This window comes from Paraburkholderia sp. Cy-641 (assembly GCF_011752945.1).
Classification (GTDB): Bacteria; Pseudomonadota; Gammaproteobacteria; order Burkholderiales; family Burkholderiaceae; genus Paraburkholderia.
In genome coordinates this window covers 24638-48712 of record NZ_VWWM01000058.1, presented here as the reverse complement: position 1 = coordinate 48712, position 24075 = coordinate 24638, and the positions used below count along the sequence as shown (strand labels likewise).

The 24075-nt window shown below is 65.0% G+C and carries 23 protein-coding genes and 1 tRNA gene; 17 read left to right on the top strand and 7 right to left on the bottom strand.

The features are described 5' to 3' along the window. The first annotated feature begins 87 nt into the window (after positions 1 to 87). The 3 genes from F3J20_RS25655 to F3J20_RS25645 all read left to right on the top strand — a co-directional run bounded on the left by F3J20_RS25655 (position 88) and on the right by F3J20_RS25645 (position 3708). Entirely contained in the window at positions 88 to 1626 is a 1539-nt protein-coding gene (locus tag F3J20_RS25655; RefSeq protein WP_167040770.1) for a sensor histidine kinase, read from the top strand. Positions 1627 to 1866: 240 nt separating this feature from the next. After that, on the top strand, positions 1867 to 3525 hold the full coding sequence (locus F3J20_RS25650) for an MFS transporter (RefSeq protein WP_167284973.1): 1659 nt from the start codon (positions 1867 to 1869) through the stop codon (positions 3523 to 3525). A 106-nt stretch (positions 3526 to 3631) separates the two neighbouring features. Further along, positions 3632 to 3708 (top strand) — tRNA-Met (locus F3J20_RS25645). Positions 3709 to 4538: 830 nt separating this feature from the next. Here F3J20_RS25645 and F3J20_RS25640 read toward each other — a convergent pair. Further along, positions 4539 to 5495 (bottom strand): AraC family transcriptional regulator, encoded by a 957-nt coding sequence (locus tag F3J20_RS25640; RefSeq protein ID WP_167040715.1) that lies wholly within the window; start codon positions 5493 to 5495, stop codon positions 4539 to 4541. Positions 5496 to 5661: 166 nt separating this feature from the next. Here F3J20_RS25640 and F3J20_RS25635 point away from each other — a divergent pair, with 166 nt between their 5' ends. Together F3J20_RS25635 and F3J20_RS25630 are read left to right on the top strand one after the other, a co-directional pair. Beyond that, positions 5662 to 6417: an SDR family oxidoreductase gene (locus tag F3J20_RS25635; RefSeq protein ID WP_167284971.1), complete on the top strand. Its 756-nt coding sequence runs from the start codon at positions 5662 to 5664 to the stop codon at positions 6415 to 6417. A 146-nt stretch (positions 6418 to 6563) separates the two neighbouring features. Then, positions 6564 to 6707, top strand: coding sequence for a hypothetical protein (locus tag F3J20_RS25630; protein ID WP_167284970.1), 144 nt, complete (start codon positions 6564 to 6566; stop codon positions 6705 to 6707). Between the two features lie 229 nt (positions 6708 to 6936). On the opposite strand, the gene F3J20_RS25625 is transcribed toward F3J20_RS25630, so the two are convergent. Further along, positions 6937 to 7965, bottom strand: a complete 1029-nt coding sequence (locus F3J20_RS25625; protein ID WP_167284968.1) for a helix-turn-helix domain-containing protein — start codon at positions 7963 to 7965, stop codon at positions 6937 to 6939. A 267-nt stretch (positions 7966 to 8232) separates the two neighbouring features. Between F3J20_RS25625 and F3J20_RS25620 the strand changes: the two genes are divergently transcribed. The 3 genes from F3J20_RS25620 (at position 8233) to F3J20_RS25610 (ending at position 10669) form a co-directional block, all read left to right on the top strand. Next, positions 8233 to 9318 (top strand): CAP domain-containing protein, encoded by a 1086-nt coding sequence (locus tag F3J20_RS25620; RefSeq protein ID WP_240162904.1) that lies wholly within the window; start codon positions 8233 to 8235, stop codon positions 9316 to 9318. Positions 9319 to 9328: 10 nt separating this feature from the next. After that, positions 9329 to 10009, top strand: coding sequence for a hypothetical protein (locus F3J20_RS25615; protein WP_167284965.1), 681 nt, complete (start codon positions 9329 to 9331; stop codon positions 10007 to 10009). 312 nt (positions 10010 to 10321) lie between these two features. After that, a complete protein-coding gene (locus tag F3J20_RS25610) occupies positions 10322 to 10669 on the top strand; it encodes a hypothetical protein (protein WP_167040679.1) in 348 nt (115 codons plus the stop codon). 27 nt (positions 10670 to 10696) lie between these two features. Here the strand turns inward: F3J20_RS25610 and F3J20_RS25605 are convergent, their stop codons facing one another. Further along, on the bottom strand, positions 10697 to 11140 hold the full coding sequence (locus tag F3J20_RS25605) for a MarR family transcriptional regulator (protein WP_167040676.1): 444 nt from the start codon (positions 11138 to 11140) through the stop codon (positions 10697 to 10699). A 142-nt stretch (positions 11141 to 11282) separates the two neighbouring features. Here F3J20_RS25605 and F3J20_RS25600 point away from each other — a divergent pair, with 142 nt between their 5' ends. Then, positions 11283 to 12821, top strand: coding sequence for a DHA2 family efflux MFS transporter permease subunit (locus F3J20_RS25600; protein ID WP_167040673.1), 1539 nt, complete (start codon positions 11283 to 11285; stop codon positions 12819 to 12821). A 22-nt stretch (positions 12822 to 12843) separates the two neighbouring features. On the opposite strand, the gene F3J20_RS25595 is transcribed toward F3J20_RS25600, so the two are convergent. After that, positions 12844 to 13605: a FadR/GntR family transcriptional regulator gene (locus F3J20_RS25595; protein WP_240162903.1), complete on the bottom strand. Its 762-nt coding sequence runs from the start codon at positions 13603 to 13605 to the stop codon at positions 12844 to 12846. A 120-nt stretch (positions 13606 to 13725) separates the two neighbouring features. On the opposite strand from F3J20_RS25595, the gene dgoD reads away from it, so the two are divergent. The 4 genes from dgoD to F3J20_RS25575 all read left to right on the top strand — a co-directional run bounded on the left by dgoD (position 13726) and on the right by F3J20_RS25575 (position 17163). Beyond that, positions 13726 to 14874, top strand: a complete 1149-nt coding sequence (gene dgoD, locus F3J20_RS25590; RefSeq protein WP_167284963.1) for a galactonate dehydratase — start codon at positions 13726 to 13728, stop codon at positions 14872 to 14874. Between the two features lie 235 nt (positions 14875 to 15109). Beyond that, positions 15110 to 16372 (top strand): MFS transporter, encoded by a 1263-nt coding sequence (locus tag F3J20_RS25585; RefSeq protein ID WP_167284962.1) that lies wholly within the window; start codon positions 15110 to 15112, stop codon positions 16370 to 16372. 239 nt (positions 16373 to 16611) lie between these two features. After that, complete coding sequence (locus F3J20_RS25580; protein ID WP_167041233.1) at positions 16612 to 16914, top strand: hypothetical protein; 303 nt, start codon at positions 16612 to 16614, stop codon at positions 16912 to 16914. Positions 16915 to 16926: 12 nt separating this feature from the next. Continuing rightward, complete coding sequence (locus tag F3J20_RS25575; RefSeq protein WP_167284960.1) at positions 16927 to 17163, top strand: YodC family protein; 237 nt, start codon at positions 16927 to 16929, stop codon at positions 17161 to 17163. 168 nt (positions 17164 to 17331) lie between these two features. On the opposite strand, the gene F3J20_RS25570 is transcribed toward F3J20_RS25575, so the two are convergent. Next, positions 17332 to 18327, bottom strand: a complete 996-nt coding sequence (locus F3J20_RS25570; RefSeq protein WP_167284958.1) for an aldo/keto reductase — start codon at positions 18325 to 18327, stop codon at positions 17332 to 17334. Between the two features lie 105 nt (positions 18328 to 18432). Here F3J20_RS25570 and F3J20_RS25565 point away from each other — a divergent pair, with 105 nt between their 5' ends. After that, positions 18433 to 19323, top strand: coding sequence for a LysR family transcriptional regulator (locus tag F3J20_RS25565; protein WP_167284957.1), 891 nt, complete (start codon positions 18433 to 18435; stop codon positions 19321 to 19323). 207 nt (positions 19324 to 19530) lie between these two features. Here the strand turns inward: F3J20_RS25565 and F3J20_RS25560 are convergent, their stop codons facing one another. Together F3J20_RS25560 and copC are read right to left on the bottom strand one after the other, a co-directional pair. After that, positions 19531 to 20460, bottom strand: coding sequence for a CopD family protein (locus tag F3J20_RS25560; RefSeq protein ID WP_167284955.1), 930 nt, complete (start codon positions 20458 to 20460; stop codon positions 19531 to 19533). Further along, positions 20457 to 20834: a copper homeostasis periplasmic binding protein CopC gene (gene copC, locus F3J20_RS25555; protein WP_167040652.1), complete on the bottom strand. Its 378-nt coding sequence runs from the start codon at positions 20832 to 20834 to the stop codon at positions 20457 to 20459. Before copC ends, F3J20_RS25560 begins: the two co-directional genes overlap by 4 nt. 335 nt (positions 20835 to 21169) lie before the next feature. On the opposite strand from copC, the gene F3J20_RS25550 reads away from it, so the two are divergent. The 3 genes from F3J20_RS25550 (at position 21170) to F3J20_RS25540 (ending at position 23973) form a co-directional block, all read left to right on the top strand. Further along, complete coding sequence (locus F3J20_RS25550; RefSeq protein ID WP_167040649.1) at positions 21170 to 21901, top strand: c-type cytochrome; 732 nt, start codon at positions 21170 to 21172, stop codon at positions 21899 to 21901. A 21-nt stretch (positions 21902 to 21922) separates the two neighbouring features. Further along, complete coding sequence (locus tag F3J20_RS25545; RefSeq protein WP_167040646.1) at positions 21923 to 23221, top strand: cytochrome c; 1299 nt, start codon at positions 21923 to 21925, stop codon at positions 23219 to 23221. A 131-nt stretch (positions 23222 to 23352) separates the two neighbouring features. Next, complete coding sequence (locus F3J20_RS25540; protein ID WP_167040643.1) at positions 23353 to 23973, top strand: hemolysin III family protein; 621 nt, start codon at positions 23353 to 23355, stop codon at positions 23971 to 23973. Positions 23974 to 24075: the final 102 nt, after the last annotated feature.

Here is a 24075-nt window from a genome sequence, read left to right as displayed (position 1 = left end):
CGCGCCGGGCCCGGCCCGTCCAGTTCGCCGGCATCGGCGGGATCGGCCGCGATGCCGGCGAGCCACCACTACAAATAGAGGCCCGCGATGTCCGCACGCGCTGACCGTGCCCCGGCGCACGCGGCGGACCTCGACGAGGCGCGCGACGCGCGCTACGCCAACCCGTTCGCCCCGCCCGACGAAACCGAAGCCGCCGCCGAGGCGCGCCCGCGCTCGCTGTTCGGCGAAATTCTCGACTGGATGCTCGCGCCGCTGCTGCTGCTCTGGCCGATGAGCCTCGCGGTCACCTATCTGGTCGCCAAGTCGATCGCGAACGGCCCGTTCGACCGCGCGCTCGAAACCGACGCCTACGTGCTCGCGCGCCAGATCCATCCGGTCAACGGCGTCGCGGAGCTGTCGCTGCCCGACTCGACGCGCGATTTCCTGCGCGCGGACAACGTCGACAGCGTGTTCTACCAGGTGCTCGGCACGCGCGGCGAACTGGTCGCGGGCGAGCGCGACATGCCGCTGCCGCACGAAGAAGACCGGCCGCAACCGGGCATCGTCGAATTCCGCGACGACGTGCTGCGCGGCAACGACATCCGCGTCGCCTACACGACCGTTGAGTTTCCGCAGACGCGCGACGCGCAGCCCGTGCTCGTGCAGGTCGCCGAAACGCTCGACAAGCGCAGCCAGCTCGCCAACGACATCATCAAGGGCGTGATCCTGCCGCAGTTCGTGATCCTGCCGCTCGCGATCCTGCTCGTGTGGTTCGGCCTGTCGCGCGGGCTCGCGCCACTGCATGCGCTGCAGGCGCACATCCGCGCGCGGCGCCCGGACGACCTGTCGCCACTCGAAGCGCAGCGCGCGCCACCCGAAATCGAGCCGCTCGTCACCTCGTTCAACGATCTGCTCACGCGCCTCGAACAGAACATGGAGCTGCAGAAGCGCTTCATCGCCGACGCCGCGCATCAGATGAAAACGCCGCTCGCCGGCCTGCGCACCCAGGCCGAGCTGGCGCTGCGGCAGAACGCGTCGGCCGAGGTGCATCGCTCGCTCGAACAGATCGCGACCAGTTCCGAGCACGCCGCGCGGCTCGTCACGCAATTGCTCGCGCTCGCACGCGCGGAAAACCGCCGCTCGGGACAGATCTTCACGCCGGTCGAACTCGGCGAACTCGCGCGCAGCGCGGTGCGCGAATGGGTGCAGCCCGCGCTCGCCAAGGAGATGGACCTTGGCTACGAGGCGCCCGACGAGCCGGTCGAAGTGGCCGGCAATCCGGTGATGCTGCGCGAACTGCTGTCGAACCTGATCGACAACGCGATCCGCTATACGCCAGCGGGCGGGCGCATTACCGTGCGCGTGCGCAACGACGCGGCCGCGCGGCTCGTGCATCTCGAAGTCGAGGACACCGGCCTCGGCATTCCGGCCGCCGAACGCTCGCGCGTGGTCGAGCGCTTCTACCGGATTCTCGGCCGCGAGGGCGACGGCAGCGGCCTCGGGCTCGCGATCGTGCGCGAGATCGCGGCGATGCACGGCGGCGAGATGACCATCGACGACAACGTCTACCAGGAGTCGCCGCGACTCGCGGGAACGCTCGTGCGCATCAGCTTGCAGGTGCCCGAGCGGGGGCGGGACTTACCCTAACGCGGCCCGGCGTCAGGTATCGCCCATCCGTAATTTTGAGATACACGCTCGACAATTAGGCACAATTAAGCGCGTCTTGTGCGACATTGAACGCACGTTGACGGTTCGTTCGCCGATTTATCAGGGACATCCCCTGCCCGGCCGCCGCGTCAGTAGGCCGTAAGTTTCCACTCCAATAATCGGTTGCACGGGAACGCCTGAGCCGGCGATCCGCGTGCATATCAATATGGGAGACGACCTATGGCTACCGTTGGCGGGCAAATCTCGCACGTGCCGATGACGCGCGATGAGAAGCGGGTGATCTTCGCATCGTCGCTGGGCACGGTTTTCGAGTGGTACGATTTTTACCTGGCCGGCTCGCTCGCGGCCTTCATCAGCAAGAGCTTTTTCTCCGGCGTCAATCCGACCGCAGGGTTCATCTTCACGCTGCTGAGCTTCGCGGCAGGCTTCGCGGTGCGGCCGTTCGGCGCGATCGTGTTCGGGCGTCTCGGCGACATGGTCGGGCGCAAGTACACGTTCCTCGTCACGATCATCATCATGGGCCTGTCGACGTTCCTCGTCGGCTTCCTGCCCGGCTATACGTCGATCGGCATCGCTTCGCCGGTGATCTTCATCGCGATGCGGCTGCTACAGGGCCTCGCGCTCGGCGGCGAATACGGCGGCGCCGCGACCTACGTCGCCGAACATGCACCGGCGAACCGGCGCGGCTTCTACACGGCGTGGATCCAGACCACCGCCACGCTCGGCCTGTTCCTGTCGCTGCTCGTGATTCTCGGCGTGCGCACGTTCATGGGCGAAGACGCGTTCGGCACATGGGGCTGGCGTATTCCGTTCATCGTCTCGATCCTGCTGCTCGCGGTGTCGGTGTGGATTCGCCTGCAACTGCACGAGTCGCCGGTGTTCGAGCGCATCAAGGCCGAGGGCAAGACCTCGAAGGCGCCGCTCTCCGAGGCGTTCGGCCAGTGGAAGAACCTGAAGGTCGTGATTCTCGCGCTGCTCGGCTTGACGGCCGGCCAGGCTGTGGTCTGGTACACGGGCCAGTTCTACACGCTGTTCTTCCTCACTCAGACGCTGAAGGTCGACGGCACCAGCGCCAACATCATGATCGCGCTCGCGCTCCTGATCGGCACGCCGTTCTTCCTGTTCTTCGGCTCGCTGTCGGACAGGATCGGCCGCAAGCCGATCATCATGGCCGGCCTGCTGATCGCCGCGCTGACGTACTTCCCGCTCTTCAAGGCGCTCACGCACTACACGAACCCGGCGCTCGAAGCGGCGACGGCGAAGTCGCCGATCGTCGTGATCGCCGATCCAGCCGAGTGCTCGTTCCAGTTCAACCCGGTGGGCACGGCGAAGTTCGTGACCTCGTGCGACATCGCGAAGGGCGCGCTCTCGCGGGCCGGCCTGAACTATGACAACGTCGCGGCGCCGGCCGGCACGATCGCGCAGATCCGCGTGGGCGACACCGTCGTCAACACGTTCGACGGCCACGCGCCCGACGCGAAGGAGCAAACCAAGCTGTTCGAGACGACGCTCGCCGCGACGCTGAAGGCCGCCGGCTATCCGCCGAAGGCCAACCCCGCGCAGATCAACTGGCCGATGAGCATCGTGATCCTGACGATCCTCGTGATCTACGTGACGATGGTGTACGGGCCGATCGCGGCGATGCTGGTGGAGATGTTCCCGACGCGCATCCGCTATACGTCGATGTCGCTGCCGTATCACATCGGCAACGGCTGGTTCGGCGGCTTCCTCCCAGCGACCGCGTTCGCGATCGTGGCGGCGAAGGGCAACATCTACTCGGGGCTCTGGTATCCGATCGTGATCGCGGTGGTCACCTTCGTGATCGGCATGCTGTTCGTGCGCGAGACCAAGGACTCGGATATTTATGCGAAGGATTGAGGGGGTGTCCGGCGGCCGTGCTTAGGCAGCAGTCCGCGCTGTCTGAAAAAGTTGTGGGCCGGGGGTTGACAGCCTCCGGCTGCGTCAGCATAATCTCGCTTCTTTCGGCGAATTAGCTCAGTCGGTTAGAGCGACGGAATCATAATCCGCAGGTCCGGGGTTCGAGTCCCTGATTCGCCACCAGTTGCAAGAAAAAGCCGCTGCTTCCACGAAGCAGCGGCTTTTTTGTTCTGGAACGCCGGGAATGCGCCCGAACAGGGGCATTACGCATCTAAAGCAGCCAAACGTTTTAGATGCGAGCGATTTTCCGGGAGCGGATGCTATCGCGCGCCGGCGGCTACCGTGTAGTACCGAGTCGTTCCCGCCACGCTGCGATGTGTCATAGCAACAGGAGGTCAGACCGAACGGGAGCAAACCCCGGCTATCCTGCTGGCCAGCCCCATTCCGCGGCGGTTGATCCTCGCCGCGCAGGCTGCGTCTCTGATGGAATTGGGAGCGCTCGTGCGGCTTCGATATGGTGGCCCGCGCCAGCAGTTTCGGCGTGACAAGGCCGGTTACAGGGATGCAGTCTGCTACCTCTACGGCTAAGCGCACACGCAGCATCTACCGCCTCACGGCAAAGGAATCGCAAATCACGCGACCGGTAAAGATCAAGTCGTACACCATACCAAGCAAACATCGTGCGCAGAGGTTCACTCCTTCGCGCAAATCCTGTGCGCGCCTGTGAAGGCTGTAGGTAGCAGCTCGCGCAAATAAAATAAGCATCGAAAGCGAACGATGCCAGTGAGCGGCGCAGAACAACGTGTTACGCGCGCAGCAGCCCTGCGTATCCGGGGAGTTGAAAACGCAAATAGATTGCGTAACCCATGTGCATCAAAACACAAACGGAGACGGTCATCCACGGCCCATAAACCGTAGTTGACATACAGCGAAAGTCCTTACAGCAGGATAGGCTTGCGCCGGTTTTGGGCGCCGACGCAGCATGGAAGCGCCGGCCGGCTGTCAGCGGATTCTCACGACTGATTCGGTTCAAGTGGTAAAAGGCGCGCTCCGAGAATAGCTTCTGCAGACCTTCCCGCAGCAACGGTGCTGGTAGCATCCTTGATGGCATCGACGTCTCTGCTCGGAGGTAGGCCGAACATTCGCCGGTATTCCCGCGTGAATTGCTGGACGCTTTCATAGCCCACGGAAAACGCCGCGCCGCTGGCCGACACACCTTCCGACGCCATCAGCCTGCGAGCTTCGATCAGGCGCAATTGCTTCTGGAATTGCAACGGGGACAACGAGGTCGCCGCCCGGAAATGCTGGTAGAACGACGATGGACTCATGCGGGCCTCGGACGCCAGCCGCTCAATCGGCAGCGGCTGCGCGAACTCGCTGCGCAGCAGGGCGACAGCACGTGCCACGCGCTGGGTGTGGCTCTCCGGCCAGCCCAAGTGACGGATCGCGGCGCCGTGTTTTCCGACCAGCAGCCAGTAGTGCATTTCCCGCACGAGCTGGGCCTGCAGAACGGGCAGCGCCGCGGGGCGTTCGATCAGCCGCATCAGGCGCAGCGCTGCATCGGCCACCTCTGAGTCGGATGGCTCAACCCGCACGGGCGACCCTTGGGCCGCGGGCCCCAGTTTCATCTCCACGGCAAGTTCGGCGATAGCCGTCAGATCCAGATCCAGCACCAGCGAGAAGTACGGCTCGGCGGCGCTGGCGCGCGTGACCTGGCTTACCGTCGGCACGTCGGCCGTAATCAGCAGCGAATCGCCGGCGCTGAAGTCGAACGTTTTCGTACCCATCGTGACCCGCTTGCCTCCATGCAACACCAGGCAGGCCAGCGGCCGGGAAATCGCATAGTCGATCCCGCTCGGCTGGGTCGCCCGGATGGTGGTCAGGGCCGGGATGGGAGTTTGGGCCACGCCTGTCGGGCCAGTATAGGCACTCGCGTAGCGGCGCACCGCGTCGAGCAGGGTGTCGTTCATATCGTCGTGCTACGAGCGTTTTTTACCTCGGCATCCTAGCGCGTTTCAGGCGGCGCGAAATCCACCTTCGGAGGAAAAGGCCAAGAACTCGGCGATTCAGGCAAAGGTAATCCACGTTCCGCGCGACAAAATGAACGCCTTCTTATACGTTACCAAGGAGTCGTTCATGAGCAGGATTTCTGTCGTCACGGGTTCCAGCCGCGGCCTCGGCCGCAATACCGCCCTGGCCATCGCCAGTCGGGGCGGCGACGTCATCATTACCTATCACAGTCGCGAAGCAGAAGCCAAGGCCGTGGTCGCCGAGATCGAGAAGCTCGGTCGCAAGGCGGTAGCCCTTCAACTGGACGCCGACGACGCCACCACTTTCGCGGCCTTCGCAGAACGGCTGAGGACCGCGTTGCACCAGACCTGGCAGCGCGATAGCTTCGACCATCTCGTCAACAACGCCGGACATGGCGACGTGGCGCCGATTGCCGAGATGAGCGAGGACGCGTTCGACAAACTGGTCAATGTGCACTTCAAGGGCGTGTTCTTCCTCACGCAGAAGCTGCTGCCCCTGCTCGCTGACGGGGGGCGCATTGTGAACCTGTCCACTGGTCTGACCCGAATGTCTGCCGAAGGCTGGTCGGCTTATGCCTCGGTCAAGGGTGCAATTGAGGTACTGACCGTATATATGGCCAAGGAACTGGGTCGCCGCAAAATCTCGGTCAATGCGGTGGCGCCGGGCGCGATCGAGACTGATTTCTTCAACGGCGCCGTGCGTGATACCCCGGAATTCAACAAGTTCTTCGCGGACATGACGGCTTTGGGTCGCGTCGGTGTGCCTAACGACATCGGGCCGATGATCGCCAGCCTCTTGTCCGAGGACAACCGCTGGGTCAACGCACAGCGCATCGAAGTGTCGGGCGGTCAAGGCATCTAAGCCAGAATGCCGGACACCGACGAGTTTCATCAACAGCGAGCTTTATAAATTGGCGGATGCGCCGCATCTGGCCGACGTCTTTGTCCCAAGGCCGGCTTACACGCTTATGTTGTTACGACCTGTTTCTATCGAAGGAGCGGACCGCCGTGCCTCTGATCCATGTTCATTACCCGACCGGTACGCTGGCTACCGAGGCGCGCAACGCGCTGGCCGAAGAATTGACGCATGTCTCCGCTTCAATCTCTTCGTTTTCAGCCGACCGCTTCGATATCATCATACGAATCGGTTAAAGTGAAGCCCAACCGAAACTTCGTCAGCTTGCAATGAGCGCTTTTATTCGCGAAGGCGATACGACAGATCACGGTGGCAGAGTGTTCGCCTAACAGCCAGGTCGAAGGCAAATCCGCTCTGACACGGCACGCCGATCAGCCCGACACACAGCGCATCACCGACGCTTCATCAACCCAGACCTACTTCGCCCTCGACTAGCGCCCACCACAACTCACTCCATCCAGCCGCTCAAACAGGCAAACTCTGCACCTTCGCTTCATAAGCCGCGCCAATGCTTTGCGTACCGCCGCTCGACCTCGCAACCGGCGCTTCGGCCGCCTCGCGGGCCTCGGAAGGCGCGCAGCCGAACCGCTCCTTGAAGGCGCGGCTGAAAACGGATTCCGCAGAAAAACCCAGGCCATACGCGATCTCGGCCACCCGCTCCCGCGGGACACCGGGCATGCGCAGGCGACGCATCGCCTCGTCCAGCCGGCGCGCGCGCACATGGCGGGCGACCCCGCCCGAGGCTGCGAACAGTTCGTAGAGCGCCGTCCGCGAGATTCCGACAGCGGCGGCCACCGCGGCGGCGTCGAGTCCGGGATCGGACAGATTGCGCTCGATGTGCGATAGCGCCTGCGCCCGCAGCATCGGCGCGAGCCGCGGGTCGCCTCGACGGGCGCCCGGCTTCGCCTTCGGCAAGAGACACGAGGCCAGCAAGCTCAGCGTCGCCTCCCCGGCCAGCCTCGCCTGCTCCTGCGTCATGCGGTTAACCAGACGCCCCAGAGACTGGATATGCGCGGTGACCATCCCGCCGATCGGATCATTGGCCTCCCATCCGACCGCGTGCAAGGGCGCGCCGAGCGGCAGCCTCCGCTCCAGCGACGCGCGCGGCACGCTCAACGTCAGCATCGGCGCGCTGCGCGCAAAACCCACGTTCTCGATCGCCAGGTCGCGCAAAGCGACCGAGCCGACCGGCACGCGCTGCTGGCCGCCATCGAACTCGGAAGCCAGTTCGCCCCCGAGCAGGCAATGAACAAGACACTGCTCGGCCGGCGTCGAGGCAATTTTTCCGCGCGTGCGGCGGAACTGGACGTCGTCGAAGGCAAAGTGGCGGGTCATCAGCATCGAGCCCAGATCCCACACTTCGATCTTCGCCCGAAACCGCGCCTCCCTGCACCGCCACACCTCGTAGAGCGGGCGCAAGCTCTCGCGCCAGATTTCCTCCGCGTCGCCCGCCCCCACGCTTCGGCTGTCAAATTTCAGAAACGGCCCCGGCATTCCCCAACCCCGTAGTCGAATTTTTTTACTTTACGTGGGGCCGATTTTATCCCGGCGCAGGGCGATTGATTTCGTCTCGCGCCATTTTCCAGCGGCTCCCGCACGCTGGCCGCCCGCCCGGACGAATCGCAAAGAAATCGCGGACGAATCGCGAGGTGAAAGACCGCTCGCCAGGCAATCATTGCGTCGCAGATACACGCGAGACGACTCGCTCATCACAACGGACCAGCAATGAAAAAAACAGTTTTGGGAGCTGCAACGGGGGCCATGATCCTGGCGGCATGCGGCGGCGGGGGCAGCAGCAGTAGTAGTTCGACCGGCGACACGAACCCCGCGCCATCGATCTCGCCGCCGAGCGTCTCGCTGCTTGCCGCGCCCGGCACCGCGGCAGCCGGCCCGTTTGCGGCAAGCGGCGACACGGCGACCGACGCGCTCGCCTTCGTCAACAACAAGCGGGCGCAGGTCGGACTCCCCGCGTTGAGCGCCCAATCCGGCGTCGCCCAGGCTGCGGCCAACCATTCGCTGTGGGAACAGGACAACAACGTCATCGGCCACTACGAAACGGCCGGCCAAGCCGGCTACACCGGCTACTCGCCGAGCGACCGGGTGAACCTCTTCTACTCGACCAACTCCGTCGGCGAAGTCACGGCCGGTTTCTCCGGTCCGTTCCTGAACTCGACCGAAGCGATCGAAGCGTTGTTCGACGCCCCCTTCCACCGCGCGACCATGCTTTTCGACTCGGTCCACGCCGGCGCGGGCGTCGCCAACGCCGCGAGCACCTCGCAGCTCTCCACGCTGACGGTCGATTTCGCCGACTACAAGCAGGTCATCGGCGAGGGCCAACTGGTCGCCTGGCCGTACAACGGCATGACGGGCGTCGATACAGGCTGGTTCGCCAACGAGAGCCCGAACCCGGTGGCCGCCCAGCCGGCACTCGAAAACACCGTGGTCGGCTACCCGGTGACGCTCTCGGGGGGCGACAACGCGGCGTTCTCGAACGTCTCGTTCACCATCGCGGATGCCTCGGGCAACAACGTGCCGTGCCTCGAGACCGACAGCTCGAACAACGCGGAAGCGACGCGCCTCGCGATCTGCGTGCCGACCGCGAAGCTGGCGACCAGCATGACCTACACGGCCAAGGTCTCCGGCACGCTGACGAACACCTCGCTCGCGGCGACGCCGTTTTCGGTGAGCTGGAAATTCACGACGGCGGCGACCGACAACGCGCCGATCGGCGCCCCGGCGGCCGCCTCGCCGCAAAGCTCGACGCAAAGCGCCAGCCCGGCGACGGCAACCGGCCTCGCGCGCGCGGCGAAGCAGACGACGTCCGGTCGACAGTTCATTTTGAATTGAGCTTATTCCCATGATCTCGCGAACTCTCTCCTCATCGGTCGGCTTTGCCGCGTTCGCGCTCGCGGCGGCCTGCGCCGCGAGCCCGGTCCTCGCCCAATCGTCGCCGCAGGCCGCGAGCCTGCCCGCCCCGGCAGCACAGCCCGCACCGTTATCGCAAGCCGATGCGCCCGCCTATGTAGTTGGCGAAAAGTGGACCTTCAAATACGAGAACGCTCTCGATCCGTCCAAAAATTCGACCTATACGCAAGCGGTGTCGAACGTCGGGCCCGGTCGCGTCGAACTCAACCAGGGAGCCACCGTCCTCGACGCGAACGGCAACATCGTGAAACTCGGCGCGACGAGCTACGAGCCGAGCGACGGCAAGCTGCGCTTTCCCATGCACGTCGGGGATGCCTGGTCGGGTTCCTACTCCTACAAGACAGGCAGTTGGGAAGCCATCGGCCAGCGCCGGTCGAAGGTCGTCGACGTCGAGCTTGTCGAGACGGCGGCCGGATCGTTCCAGGCGTTCAGGATCGAGCAATCGGTTGCGTGGTCGGCCGGCGGGGGCAACCGCGGCGAGGGCCAGACCCGGGAAGTGGACTGGTATGCGCCGGCGGTCGGCCGCATCGTGAAGCTGGACTACACCGACCAGGCGACGCACGCCGCGCCGACGACCACGCATGTCGAGCTGGTCGGCTTCACGAAGCCGTAAAGGGGTAACGCAGGGTAACGCGTGGCAGCGCGGGATATCGCAGAGTATCGCAGCCGCGCGCTCGAGCCGCCCCTGCCGTTATCGATAGGCATCCTTAGGTATCGCGAGCAACCCAACGGATGAGCGAGCGATGACATCGCGGAAAGGAGCCGCTGAAACGCCCTCGGGTTTGTTGCGCACGCCCACTCTTGAGAGAATGGCAGCTCGCGCAAGCCTGACAAGTTTTCCCCGGCGATGCCAAAGCACCGCGCGTCCGGGTTCCAGGAGCTTGCAGGCTTCCTTGCAGAATCGCAACTTCGAGGAGGTTCCCTGATGACGTTTCGCACCGCCGCGCTTGCCGCTACCGCGGCTTCCCTCGCGCTCGTCTGCGCCGGCGCAACGCTCGCTGCCCGGGCGCAGACGCCGGCCGACAGCCAGTGGCGCGCGAGCCCCATGACGCTCGCGACGCTGCTGCAGGACGGCTACAGGATCGCCGCGGTCGTCAACGACACGCGCGGCAACGGCGGCCCGGCCGACACGATCTTCGTGCAGCGCGATCAGAGCGCGTTCAAATGCATCGACCCGCAGCAGTCCGATGCAAAAACCAGGCAGGCCGAGACGCCGGCCTGTTACGAACTGGTGCCGCCGGGCGGCGCCGCACCGGCTTCCGAGTCGAAATAACGCCGGTGATGCAATGGCGGGGTGAGCTCAGCGATCGACGATCCGGCTCAGATTGCCGCGCACCCGCTGCAACAGCGCAATCAGTTGCGCCGCCTCTGCATCGCTGAAACCGTTGAGCGCTTCGAGCGCGACCTCGTCGCCGACCTTGCGCGCCTTGCCGAGCGTGCCCTCGGCTTTCGGCGTCATGCGCACCTGGCGCTCGCGGCGATCCTGCGGATTCGCGCTCCGCTCGATCCAGCCGCCCTCTTCCATCCGGTCGAGCAGACGGCCGGCCGAGATCGGCGCGACTTCGAGCAGGTCCGCGAGCCGCGCCTGGTTGATGTCGCCGTAGTGGCCGAGATAGGCCAGCACACGACACTGCGCGCGCGTGAGATCGACCGACGATTTCGCGAGGTCGTCGAAACGCTTGCCCGCGAGGCGGCCGACGTCGGAAATCAGAAAGCCGAAGCGCTCTTCGAGTTGGGTTTTCATGCGCGGATTATACGGAAGCCCCCCGGTTTGCCGCGCGCCGGCACGCACGCGAGCGCGCCAGGCTCAGCACAACTCCCGATAGCGCAAACCCGTTCCGCCGATATAATAAGCATGCTTATTATATCGACCGGCCCCCTCTTTCATGTCCTCAGCTTCCACGCCGGCGAGCGCCACCGCGCCGCTCAACCGGCCGATGATCACGATCTCGATCATGCTCGCGACGCTGATCCAGACGCTCGACAGCACGATCGCCAACGTGGCGCTGCCGCATATGCAAGGCACGCTGTCCGCGTCGCAGGACGAGATCACGTGGGTGCTGACGTCCTACATCGTCGCCGCCGCGATCGCCACGCCGCTGACCGGCTGGCTCTCGGACCGGCTCAGCGTGAAGCGCCTGCTGCTGATCGCGATCGCCGGCTTCACCGTCAGTTCGGCGCTATGCGGGCTGTCGGAAACGCTGCCGCAAATCGTGCTGTCGCGTCTGCTGCAAGGCGTTTTCGGCGCCTCGCTCGTGCCGCTCTCGCAATCGATCCTGCTCGACATCAACCCGCGCGAAAAGCAGGGCCAGGCGATGGCCGTGTGGGGCATGGGCGTGATGGTCGGGCCGATTCTCGGTCCGACGCTCGGCGGCTGGCTCACCGACAGCTACAACTGGCGCTGGGTGTTCTTCATCAACGTGCCGATCGGCGCGTTCGCACTGTTCGGCGTCGCGACCTTCCTGCCGACGCGCGAGCCGAAGCACGACGTGAAGTTCGACGCGTTCGGCTTCATCACGCTCGGTCTCGCGATCGGTGCCTTGCAGGCCATGCTCGATCGCGGCGAACAGCTCGACTGGTTTTCGTCGACCGAGATCGTGATCGAGGCGCTCGTCGCGGCAATCAGCTTCGCGTTCTTTCTCGTGCACACGGCGACAGTCGGCAAGCATTCGTTCTTCAAGTACCAGTTGCTGAAGGACCCGAACTTCGCGACCGGCACGTTCTTCATCTTCGTGATCGGCGCGGTCATGTATGCGACGCGCGCGCTGCTGCCGCCGATGCTGCAAAACCTGATGGGCTATCCGGTCGCGACCACGGGCCTCGTCACGGCGCCGAGCGGCGCCGGCACGATGGTCGCGATGCTGATCGCGGGGCGCCTGCTCAAGCGCGTCGATGCGCGGCTTCTGCTGCTCTCGGGCTTCCTGATCTCGGCGTTCGCGCTCTGGCAGATGATGCAGTACACGATCGTGCTGTCGGCATCGGACATCGTGTGGCCCGGCGTGATCCAGGGCTTCGGGCTCGGCCTCGTGTTCGTGCCGCTCTCCGCGCTGACGTTCTCGACGCTCTCGCCGGAACTGCGCGCCGACGGCACCGCGACCTACAGCCTGATGCGCAACATCGGCAGCAGTATCGGCATCTCGATCGTGCAGACGCTGATGACGCGCAACACGCAGATCTCGCACGCGGACCTCGCGGCGAACATCACCGCGTTCAATCCGGCGATCCAGCCGATGCTCGGCAGCGGCTCGAACTACGACATCGCGGCGCTCAACGCGTCGATCACGCAGCAGGCGTCGATGGTCGCGTATCTGAACGACTTCAAGCTGATGTTCATGGCAACGCTGCTGGTGATTCCGCTCTTGCTGTTGATCCGGCCGTCGCACAAGGCGCCCGATGCATCGGTGGCGCATGCGGCGATGGATTGACCACTCACCCGGCTCACCCGCCTCACCCTTCGATCCGCCCGCGCGTCACGCCGAGCAACGACGCCATCGCCGCGCGCGCGCATTGCGCATTGCGTGCGCGGATCGCCTCGAACACCGCTGTATGCTCGGCGAGCGACGCATTGAACACGTCAGCGCGTTTCGCATTGAGCCGCAGCTGCGCCTCGAGCGTGCGCTCGATCAGCGCGCCGAGCGGAATCAGCAATTCGTTGCTGCATGCGCTTAGCACGCATAGATGAAACTGCAGGTCCGCGCGCACCCATGCGTCGACGTTGCACGCCGCCACCATCGCTGCATGCGCGGCCTCGAGCGCGGGCAGCGTGTCGTCCGTATGCGAGGCGGCCGCGAGGCTCGCCGCATACGGTTCGATCATCTCGCGCATTTCCTGCAGCTTGAGCGCGAATGCCATCGGCTCGGCGACGCGCGAGTACCAGTCGAGCAGATCGGCATCGAGCAGATTCCACGCCGACTTCGGCCGCACCCGCGTGCCGACGCGCGGCCGCGATTCGATCAGCCCTTTCGACGTCAGCGTGCGCAGCGCCTCGCGCAGCACCGTGCGGCTCACGCCGAAGCGCTCCATCAACTCGGCCTCGCGCGGCAGGATCGAATCGGGCGCGTAATCGCCGCGCAGAATCGCGGTCGCGAGCAGTTGGGCGACTCGCCCGTGCAGGTCGTGCTGAATGGTTTTCTCCTCGCGCGGGTCGGTCTGTCGCTGGTGAGTCGCTGATCGGTCGCTGGTCTCGTGCCGCCACGCGGCGACGGCCATGGTTCCAGTCTGACCACTATGTGGCAAATAATACTATTAATAGTACTTTAAAGCGCTTTGTTGTAGCATCGGGTTTCCGAATTTTTTTCCGCCAGCGCCGGCCGCGAGGAGACACGCACCATGAAAATCACCAAACTCGAAACCTTCATCGTCCCGCCGCGCTGGTGCTTCCTGAAGATCGAGACCGACGAGGGCATCGTCGGCTGGGGCGAGCCGGTGGTCGAGGGCCGCGCGCATACGGTGGCCGCGGCGGTCGAGGAACTGTCCGACTATCTGATCGGCAAGGACCCGCTGCTGATCGAGGACCACTGGCAGGTGATGTACCGCGCGGGCTTCTATCGCGGCGGCCCGATCACGATGAGCGCGATCGCGGGCGTCGACCAGGCGTTGTGGGACATCAAGGGCAAGCATCATGGCGTGCCGGTGCATGCGCTGCTCGGCGGCCAGGTGCGCGAGCGCATCAAGGTGTACTCGTGGATCGGCGGCGACCGCCCGAGCGACGTCGCCAACAACGCGCGCGCGGTGGTCGAGCGCGGCTTCAAGGCCGTCAAGATGAACGGCTCGGAAGAGCTGCAGATCATCGACACCTTCGACAAGGTGCAAGGCGTGATCAACAACGTCGCGGCGGTGCGCGAGGCGGTCGGACCGAACGTCGGCATCGGCGTGGACTTCCACGGCCGCGTCCATAAGCCGATGGCGAAGGTGCTCGCGAAGGAGCTCGATCCGTACAAGCTGCTCTTCATCGAGGAGCCGGTGCTCTCGGAGAACGCCGAGGCGCTGCGCGACATCGTCAATCAGACCAACACGCCGATCGCGCTCGGCGAGCGCCTGTATTCGCGCTGGGACTTCAAGCACATCCTCTCGGGCGGCTACGTCGACATCATCCAGCCGGACGCGTCGCACGCGGGCGGCATCACCGAATGCCGCAAGATCGCCGCGATGGCCGAGGCCTACGACGTCGCGCTCGCGCTGCATTGCCCGCTCGGCCCGATCGCGCTCGCCACCTGCCTGCAGATCGACGCGGTCAGCTACAACGCGTTCATCCAGGAACAGAGCCTCGGCATTCACTACAACCAGGGCAACGACCTGCTCGACTACATCAAAAACCCGGAGGTCTTCAGGTACGAAGACGGTTTCGTGTCGATTCCGCAGGGCCCGGGACTCGGCATCGAGGTCAACGAGGAGAAGGTGCGCGAGATGGCGAAGGTCGGTCATCGCTGGCGCAATCCGGTGTGGCGTCACGCGGACGGCAGCGTCGCCGAATGGTGATTCCGCGCCCCTGAGCGGATGAAGCGGCACGCCGCCGGCGGGCAGCGTGCCGGCATCGGTGCGCCTTGGGGTGCGCCTGGGGTCAGCGCCAGGCTACGCATCCCATGCGGCCCGGCGGCGGCTGTTGCGCGCCGTCCGATAGACGCGACCGCGCCCTGCCGGTTCGTCGCCCCCGCCCGCCGCCGATAACAAAATCATCAAGAGGCTGACCCTCGTGGAGACAACCCACACCCAAATGCAAGCGATCGGCAAGCGCCATCGCCTGCTCGCGATGCTGTTCGTCACCGTCGTCATCACCTATCTCGACCGCAGCAATCTGTCGATCGCCGCGACCGCGATCGGCCAGGACCTGCAACTCGATCCCGCCCAGATGGGCCTCGTGTTCTCGGCCTTCGGCTGGTCGTATGCGCTGCTGCAGATTCCCGGCGGCATCCTCGTGGACCGCACGCGGCCTCGCCTGCTGCTCGCGCTGATCATCGGACTATGGTCGCTCGCGACGCTGCTGCAGGGCTTCGCCAGCGCGTTCGCGGTGCTGCTGTCGCTGCGCGTATTGCTGGGCGCGCTCGAAGCGCCCGCCTATCCGACGCTCAATCGCGTCGTCACCACATGGTTTCCCGATAACGAACGGGCCCGCGCCATCGCGAGCTACACGTCCGGCCAGTACGTCGGGCTCGCGTTCCTGACGCCGGTGCTCGTGCTCACGCAGCAGCACTTCGGCTGGCAGGGCGTGTTCTTTCTGACGGGCGCGCTCGGCATCGGCTGGGCGCTGGTCTGGTACGCGCTGTATCGCGAGCCGTCCGAGGCCAGCGGCATCAACGCGGCCGAACTCGACGTCATCCGCGCAGGCGGCGGCCTCGTCGAACTCGGCAGCGCGTCGCGCGCCCGCTATACCGCCGCCGACTGGCGCGCCGTGCTCGGCAACCGCAAGCTGTGGGGCGTGTACATCGGCCAGATCGCGGTGACCTCGACGCTGTGGTTCTTCCTCACCTGGTTTCCGACCTACCTCGTCAAGTACCGGCACATGGACTTCCTGAAGGCCGGCTTCATGGCGGCCGTGCCGTTTCTCGCGGCGTTCGTCGGCATTCTCGCCTCGGGCCTGCTGTCGGACTGGATGATGCGGCGCGGCGTGTCGGCCACGGTCGCGCGCAAGGTGCCGATCGTCACGGGCCTCCTGCTGTCGACGGCAATCGTCGGCGCGAACTACGTCGACACGCCCGCGATGGTGATCCTCTTCATGGCGATCGCGTTCTTCGGCAGCGGCTTTTCGTCGATCACGTGGGTGCTGGTGTCGTCGATGGCGAAGAAGGAGCTGCTCGGCCTGACCGGCGGCATGTTCAACCTGATGGGCAATCTGTCGTCGATCTGCGTGCCGGTGGTGATCGGCTTCATCGTCAAAAACAGCGACTTCAAGCCCGCGCTGATGTTCATGAGCGCGGTCGGCGTGGTCGGCGCGCTGTCGTATCTGTTCCTCGTCGGCAAGATCGAGCGCATCCGCTGAACGCTTCGCCGACGCCCCGCCCGCGTGTTACGGCCACGTGACGCGCGGGCCGTCGCAGTAACGTAACATCCCGGACCGCCACGCCTCGAACCGGCGTTTCACGACCGCTCCCGGATTTCGCCCTCTCCTCGCAAAGCCTTACCCGGCAAGGCTTGCGCGCCATTGGTTCGGTATCGGACATACGCATGGCCCGCTCCTTGCTCAAATGCATGCAAACGACACATGCTACGGGGAACAACGTGGGCGAATTCCTTCCTGACTATCTGATCCGCGAACAGGCGGCGGTCGGCGCGCTGGTCGCGTTCGGCGTGCTGCGGGTCATCGGCGCGATGTTCGCGTACGAGCGCGGCTGGAGCATCGCGGTGGTCGCGAAGTGCTTTATCGGCGCGGCGGTGCTGTACTGCCTGCCGCAGATATTCGATCTGCTCACGCAGATGGTCGGCTCGCGCGCGGCCGGCGCCGAACTCGAAGGCAAGGCCGCGGGCTGTGCGATCGCGCTGTTCTGCGCGCCGATCCTCGCCCATCGGCTCGGCTTCGAGTAAGCGAGGCTCGCGATGCGGCTCATCAAGAGAAACGCCAAACCGGTGTACAGCCCGGGCGACGTGCTGAAACTGAAGTCCGGCGGCCGTCCGATGACGGCAACCTGGAGCGGCCCGGTCGTGTTCGCGCCGGGCAACTGGCTGATCTGCCAGTGGTTCAGCGACGCGGGCGAGCTTCAGCAGGAGATGTTTCCGGAGGAGGCCCTGGAGCGGGCGCACGACGCAGTGCACGACGAAGCGCTCGTGGCCTGAAGAGAGCAGGAGCGGATCGGCTGGTCGATGCCAGCCGATCGTGTGTATTGCGCCGCACGCGCCCTACTGCCGTGCGGCGCTTTTTTTTGCTTTTTTTAATTTCCCGGCGACTCCGGCCCGCTGCCCTGGACGGCTATCGGGTGGAGTCCTTCCAGGCAGGGCGGAAACCTACTTCGGCCCCATTGCTTCGAAAGAAGCCGGATATCGGCTGCCCGAGATGTTCTCGGGAGAGAACGTCGCTTCGAGCCGTGCGCATTCCGCTTCGGTCAACGCAAGGCTCGCGGCATCGACATTCTGTTCCAGATTCGCGATGCGCTTTGCGCCGGGAATCGGCACGATGTCGCGCCCTTGAGCCAGTACCCAGGCGAGGGCGACTTGCGCAGCGCTTGCGCCTTTCGCCGCGGCGATGTCCTCGATCACCGTCACCAACTGGCGATTGGCCTCGATATGGCCGGGCTGGAAGCGCGGCAAGCTGTGGCGGAAGTCACCCGATTCCAGCGTGGTGGTGGCCGGCATTTTTCCGGTCAGGAAGCCGCGGCCCAGCGGGCTGAACGGCACGAAGGCAATGCCCAGTTCGCGGCAGGTGTCGAGCACGCCGTTTGTTTCGACATCGCGAGTCCAGAGCGAGTATTCGCTCTGCAAAGCCGTGATCGGGTGAATGGCATGCGCCCGCCGCAGCGTCTCGGCGGAGACCTCGGAAAGACCGATGGCGCGCACCTTGCCTTCGGCCACCAGCTCGGCCATGGCGCCGACACTCTCCTCGACCGGCACGGCCGGATCGACGCGATGCAGATAATAAAGGTCGATGACATCGGTATCGAGGCGCTTCAGCGAGGCTTCCGCAACCGCGCGGGCGTTTTCGGGACGTCCGTCCGTTCCGGTGATTTCGCCGAAATCGCTGCGCTCCCGGTTGTAGACGAAGCCGAATTTCGTCGCGATGACCACGCGCTCACGGTAAGGCCTGAGCGCCTTGCCCAGCAGAATCTCGTTGCGATGGGGTCCATAAACCTCGGCGGTGTCGAAGAAGGTCACGCCCAGCTCGACGGCGCGCTGCAGCGTCCGGATCGAACTGGCTTCGTCCTGCGCGCCATAAGACTGGCTCAGCCCCATGCAGCCCAAACCGATGGGCGAAACTTCGATTTTTCCTAACTTGCGATGTTCCATAGCGCACTCCTTTGTGAATTAACGCGGAATGGAAGCATGGTAGTTGGAGCGAATGATGCTGATAACCCGTGTAAAGCAGTTTGTGTTGATCTAAAATTTCGAACAATGGATCGAACACAGCTTTCCCAACTCGTCGTTTTCGTGACCGTTGCCAGGACTGGCAGTTTTCGGGCAGCGGCGGATCAGCTCGGCATCGCGCCTTCAGCGGTCAGCCACGCGGTCTCCACGCTGGAGGACACGCTCGGCCTGAGGTTGCTGGCGCGCACCACGCGCTCGACACGCCCGACCGAGGAAGGGGAACGTCTCCTTGCCCGGGTCGCCGGCCCCCTTGCCGAAATCGAAACGGGATTCACCGAGGTCACGGAAGGGGCCGTTGCGCCCGCCGGCCCATTGCGGATCACGATGCCGTTTCTCGCGGTCCAGGAAGTCATCATGCGACGCCTGCCGGCGTTTACGGCGCGCTATCCCGCGATCGAACTCGACATTCGCGTTTCGGATATTTTTGAAGACATCGTCGAAAAGGGTTGCGACGCGGGGATCAGGCTCGGGGAGAGCCTCGCGGCCGACATGATCGCGGTACGCGCGGACGGGCCACGGCGCGGCATGATTGTCGCTGCCCCCGCCTACTTCGAGCGACATCCCAGGCCCCGGCATCCACGCGATCTGAGCGCACACAACTGCATCCGCCGCCGGTTCGAAAGCGGACGCCTATACCGTTGGGAACTGGAGCATGACGGGCATGCGGTCAGTGTCGAGGTCAAGGGCAGCGTGATCCTGCCGCAGCAGGAATTGATGAGGCAGGCCGCCCTCGACGGAGTGGGACTGGCGTTTCTGTTTGAGGAAGCCGTCGCGGCCGACGTACGCGAAGGGCGGCTGATCTCCGTCATGGAAGAATGGTGTCCGCCTTTCGATGGCTTTTATATTTATTACCCTTCCCGGCGACAGATGCGCCCGGCATTGCGCGCCTTCGTCGAATTCTTCCGCTATTCCGCGTAAGGCCTGGCTATTTCCAGCCTGAGCATGTGCCGGCCACGATCGACGTGCGTTGTCCGACACGCTCCGCAAGCGGCCCGGCACAGAGGAACCCGAACGCGCAGGCGAGGCCGAAGACCGTCGCGGAGTCGGCCCTCGCCGGCGAGCTTGTCCCGAAAGCAATGCCGATCTGCCCGAGCATCGGCAGAACGGCATCCATCTGACCCACGCTCAGTCGAGCGCCGCAAACGCCGGCACGCTATGCGACAGCGCCGCCGCCACGACGAACACGCCGATCATCACGAGCGCTTCGAGATACAGCACGTTGACGAACGTGTGCGCGTCCATCGTCGACGCGGTGCGGCGCAGGCGCGGCAGCGCCGACAGCCGGTTCAGCCCGCCCAACACGAGCGCGAGCGCGACCAGCACGAGCTTGAGCGTCAGCACATGGCCCCACGTGCTCGACAGGATCGCGTCGAGCGAGCCGCCCGAACCGCGCACCGCGTTGAAAACGCCCGACAGCAGCACGAGCGCCACCGCGACGATCGACACGTTCGACACCTGCGCCGCCGTGCGGATCAGCATGCCGCGCGCGGTCGACGCGCCGAGCGCCGGCAGCACCGCAAGTCCCGAGGCCATCGCGAGGCCGCCCCAGACGCTCGTCGCCAGCACGTGCAGCGTCTGCATGCCGATCGCCGCCGACAGCACGCCGGCATCGGCCGCATGACCGAGCGACGCCTTGCCCGCCGCGACCGCCAGCACCGCGAGCCACAGCAGCGTATTGCGCAGCGGGCCCGTGCCGTGGCTCAGCGCGGTGCCGAGCAGCACCAGCGCGCCGCAGAACGCGACGCTCCAGCCACGGCCGACGTGCGTCTGCGCGAGCACGGTCGGCACCACGCCAAACGCCGCGGGCAGCGCGACGCCGCTCATCGACGCCGTCTGGTACAGCAGCCAGCCGAGGTCGGCGAGCACCAGCACGATGGCGGCCGCGCGCATCGAACGCTGCGCGCGCAGCCAGCCGGGGCGCGCCGGGGACGTGCCCTGCCGCGCGTCGCGTGCGAGCCACGCCGCCAGCAGCGCCGAACCGACGGCGAACGCAAACGACACATTCATGAGCGCGGCCATTGCGACCTGCCCGATCCACAGTCCGTCGAAGCTCATTTGACGTTGAACGCGAAGTCGCCTTGGGTACGATGGCCGTCCGTCGCCACCGCGATCCAGTGCACCGCGTAGCGGCCCGCGCCCAGCGGCGGGAGCGCCAGACGCATGACCCGCGCATCCTGTCCGTCGACCGCGGAAGCCGTTGTGGCGGCGGGCTTGCCGCTCGCATCGGCGAGCGTGATCCTGCTGAAGGCCGGCTCGAGCGGCTCGGTGAAATGGATCGTGACGTCGCCGGGCGCGGCGACCTCGGCGTTCGCCGCCGGCACGCTCGAGACCAGATGGGCGTGCGCGAACGCCGTGGACGACACCGCCAGCGCGAGCGCGCCGGACATCAACGCACGCAGCGCCGGAACGGAAAAATCGAATAGCTTCATGTAAGACCGATAGCTGAGGGGAACAAACGATGATTGGGTGGAATGGCGGGCGCGAGAGCGCGCGTCGCCTGGACGGCGCGGCCGGCGGACCCGCAAGTGTACGCTTCGATGGCGCGCGCGGGCATCGGTTCAACCGGCTTCGCCAAATGCCATGTGGCCGGAGCACGAGCCGACCCGCGCCACGCGACATACTGTCGCATGGCAGTCACACCAACGAAGGCCTTGAGTGCGTCAAATAGTCACCATCACCCTTCGATGATAGAATGCTGCGTCGCCGCAGCGACGGCTGTCCTTCACACCGAGCCGCCCGAAGTTCGGTCAGGTCCCCGATTCTGATGGAGTTACGCGTGTCTTCAAGACGCCTCTTCCGCCCGTTGCTTGCCCTTCTGCTGATCGGCTCCGCGGGTGTCTATAGCGCTGCGAAAGCGCAGACTCAACCGAAGGCCCCCGACACGATGGAAGCGCGCGTGCAAGGTTGCACGGCCTGCCACGGCTCGCACGGTCAAGGTACCGACAACGACTACTTCCCGCGCCTCGCGGGCAAGCCGGCGAACTATCTGTTCAACCAGCTACAGAATTTCCGTGAAGGGCGCCGCAAGTATCCGCCCATGAACTACCTCGTCACGTATCTCTCCGACGACTATCTCCACCAGATCGCCACGTTCTTCTCGCAGCAGCGTCCGCCCTATCCGCCACCGGCCAAGCCGACCGTGTCGGCGACGACGCTCCAGCGCGGCGAGCAGATCGTGCTGCACGGCGACGCATCGAAGCAGGTGCCCGCCTGCGCGGCCTGCCACGGCAAGGCGCTCACCGGCATGGAACCGGCGATCCCGGGTCTCGTCGGCCTGCACGCCGACTACATCAGCGCGCAGCTCGGCGCCTGGCGTTCGGGCTCGCGCCACGCCATCGCGCCCGACTGCATGCACACGGTCGCCACGCGTCTGTCCGACGACGACGTGAACGCCGTCGCGGCCTGGCTGTCGATGCAAAAGGCTCCGCAAAACCCCGTGCCGGCTCCGGCCCGCTCCTTGAAGACTCCGCTTGCCTGCGGCAGCGAACCGCAATAAGGCGCCGGGAGAGACACTCAAATGAAACGCAAGTCTTTGTTCGCCCTCTCGGCAGTCGTCGTGGCTGCGGCTGCCGCACTCGTTCCCGTCCTCTGGTCGGGTGGCGACAACCTGCATAACGGCTCGGCCGTGGCGGCCACGCCCACCGACCAGGCCGAACTGATCAAGAAAGGCGAGTACCTCGCCCGCGCCGGCGACTGTATCGCCTGCCACACGGTGCGCGGCGGCAAGCCGTTCGCCGGCGGCCTGCCGATGGCGACGCCGTTCGGCACGATGTTCACGCCGAACATCACGCCGGACGACCAGTACGGCATCGGCAAGTGGACCCAGGACGACTTCTATCGCGCGATGCACACGGGCCGCTCGAAGGACGGCAGCCTGCTCTATCCGGGCTTCCCGTTCACGAGCTACACGAAGGTCACGCGCGCCGACGCGGACGCGATCTACGCGTACCTGCGCTCGGTCGCGCCGGTCAACGTGCCGAGCCGTCCGCACGAACTGAAATTCCCGTTCAACCAGCGCAACATGCTGATCGGCTGGCGCACGCTGTTCTTCCGTGAAGGCGAGTTCAAGCCGGACCCGACCAAGTCGGTCGAATGGAACCGCGGCGCGTATCTGGTCGAAGGCCTCGGCCACTGCGGCATGTGCCACACCTCGATCAACGCGATGGGCGGCCCGGTCAATTCGGCGGCGTTCGCGGGCGGTCTGATTCCGCTGCAGAACTGGTATGCGCCGTCGCTGACGTCGAACAAGGAAGCCGGCCTCGGCGACTGGGACCTGCAGGACATCGCCAGCCTGCTGAAGACCGGTGTGTCGAACCGCGGCGCGGTGTTCGGTCCGATGGCCGAAGTGGTGCACAACAGCCTGCAGTATCTGTCGACCGAAGATATCAACGCGATGGCGACGTACCTGAAGACGATTCCGCAGAAGAGCGACGCACCGGAACCGCTGCAGCTCGAAACCTCGGAAAAGTTCGGTGGCGAACTGTTGAAGCAAGGCCAGAAGATCTACGTTGACAACTGCGCGAAGTGCCACGCGGAAAATGGTCTCGGCCAGCCGCCGGCGTTCCCGCCGCTCGCGAACAACCCGTCGATCCAGATGCCATCGGCAGTCAACCCGATCCGCATGGTGCTGAACGGCGGTTATCCGCCGAGCACGGAAGCGAACCCGCATCCGTATGGCATGCCGCCGTTTGCGCAGGCGCTGTCGAATCAGGAAGTCGCGGCCGTCGTGACGTACATCCGTATGTCCTGGGGCAACCACGGCACCGCCGTGTCGCCGCAGCAGGTGGCCGATCTGCGTTCGGCGCCGCTCGACTAAGCAGCGTTCGTCGCACCCCGGGCGCGGCCTGCGAAACTCGCGGCCGCGCCCTTCGTTTTTCAGGACCGGTATCATGTGGGCGCATTTGCGGTTGTGTCTGCCCTCGTGAAACCGCATGGGAGAAAAGAGTCGTGCCTGTCGGTGAGCGTTTCAACAGCATTACCCATCTCGTCGGCGCCGTGCTGTCGGTGGTGGGGCTGGCGGCGCTCGTCACGATGGGCGTGCTCGCCGACGACGCGTACAAGGTGGTCAGCTTCAGCGTGTACGGTGCGATGCTGTTCGTGCTGTATGCGATCTCGACGCTCTATCACAGCGTAAGCCATCCGCGTCTGAAGGCGATTCTGCAGAAATGCGATCATTCGGCGATCTACCTGCTGATCGCCGGCAGCTACACCCCTTTCACGCTCGTCACGTTGCGCGGGCCGTGGGGCTGGTCGCTATTCGGGGTAAGCTGGGGGCTTGCCGCTCTCGGCATCGTGCAGGAACTGACGCTCGGGCGCCGTACCCGCAGCGTGTCGATGGTGTTGTACGTGTTGATGGGATGGCTCGCGCTCGTAGCCGTCCGCCCGCTGGTGCAGGCGTTGCCGGCCGCGGGGACCGCATGGCTCGTGGCCGGCGGCGTCATCTATAGCGCCGGTATCTATTTCTTCATCAACGACGAGCGCATCCGCCACGGACATGGTATCTGGCACCTGTTCGTACTGGCGGGCAGTCTGTGTCAATTCGTCAGTGTCGCGCGCTATGTCGCATGACACTCCACGGCGACGAATTGCAACTTAAGGCCAGTCGACGTGTCTGCATAGCGCGTCGAAACATTCGGCACATCTTTGAACGTGCCGCCGATTTCTCCGTGA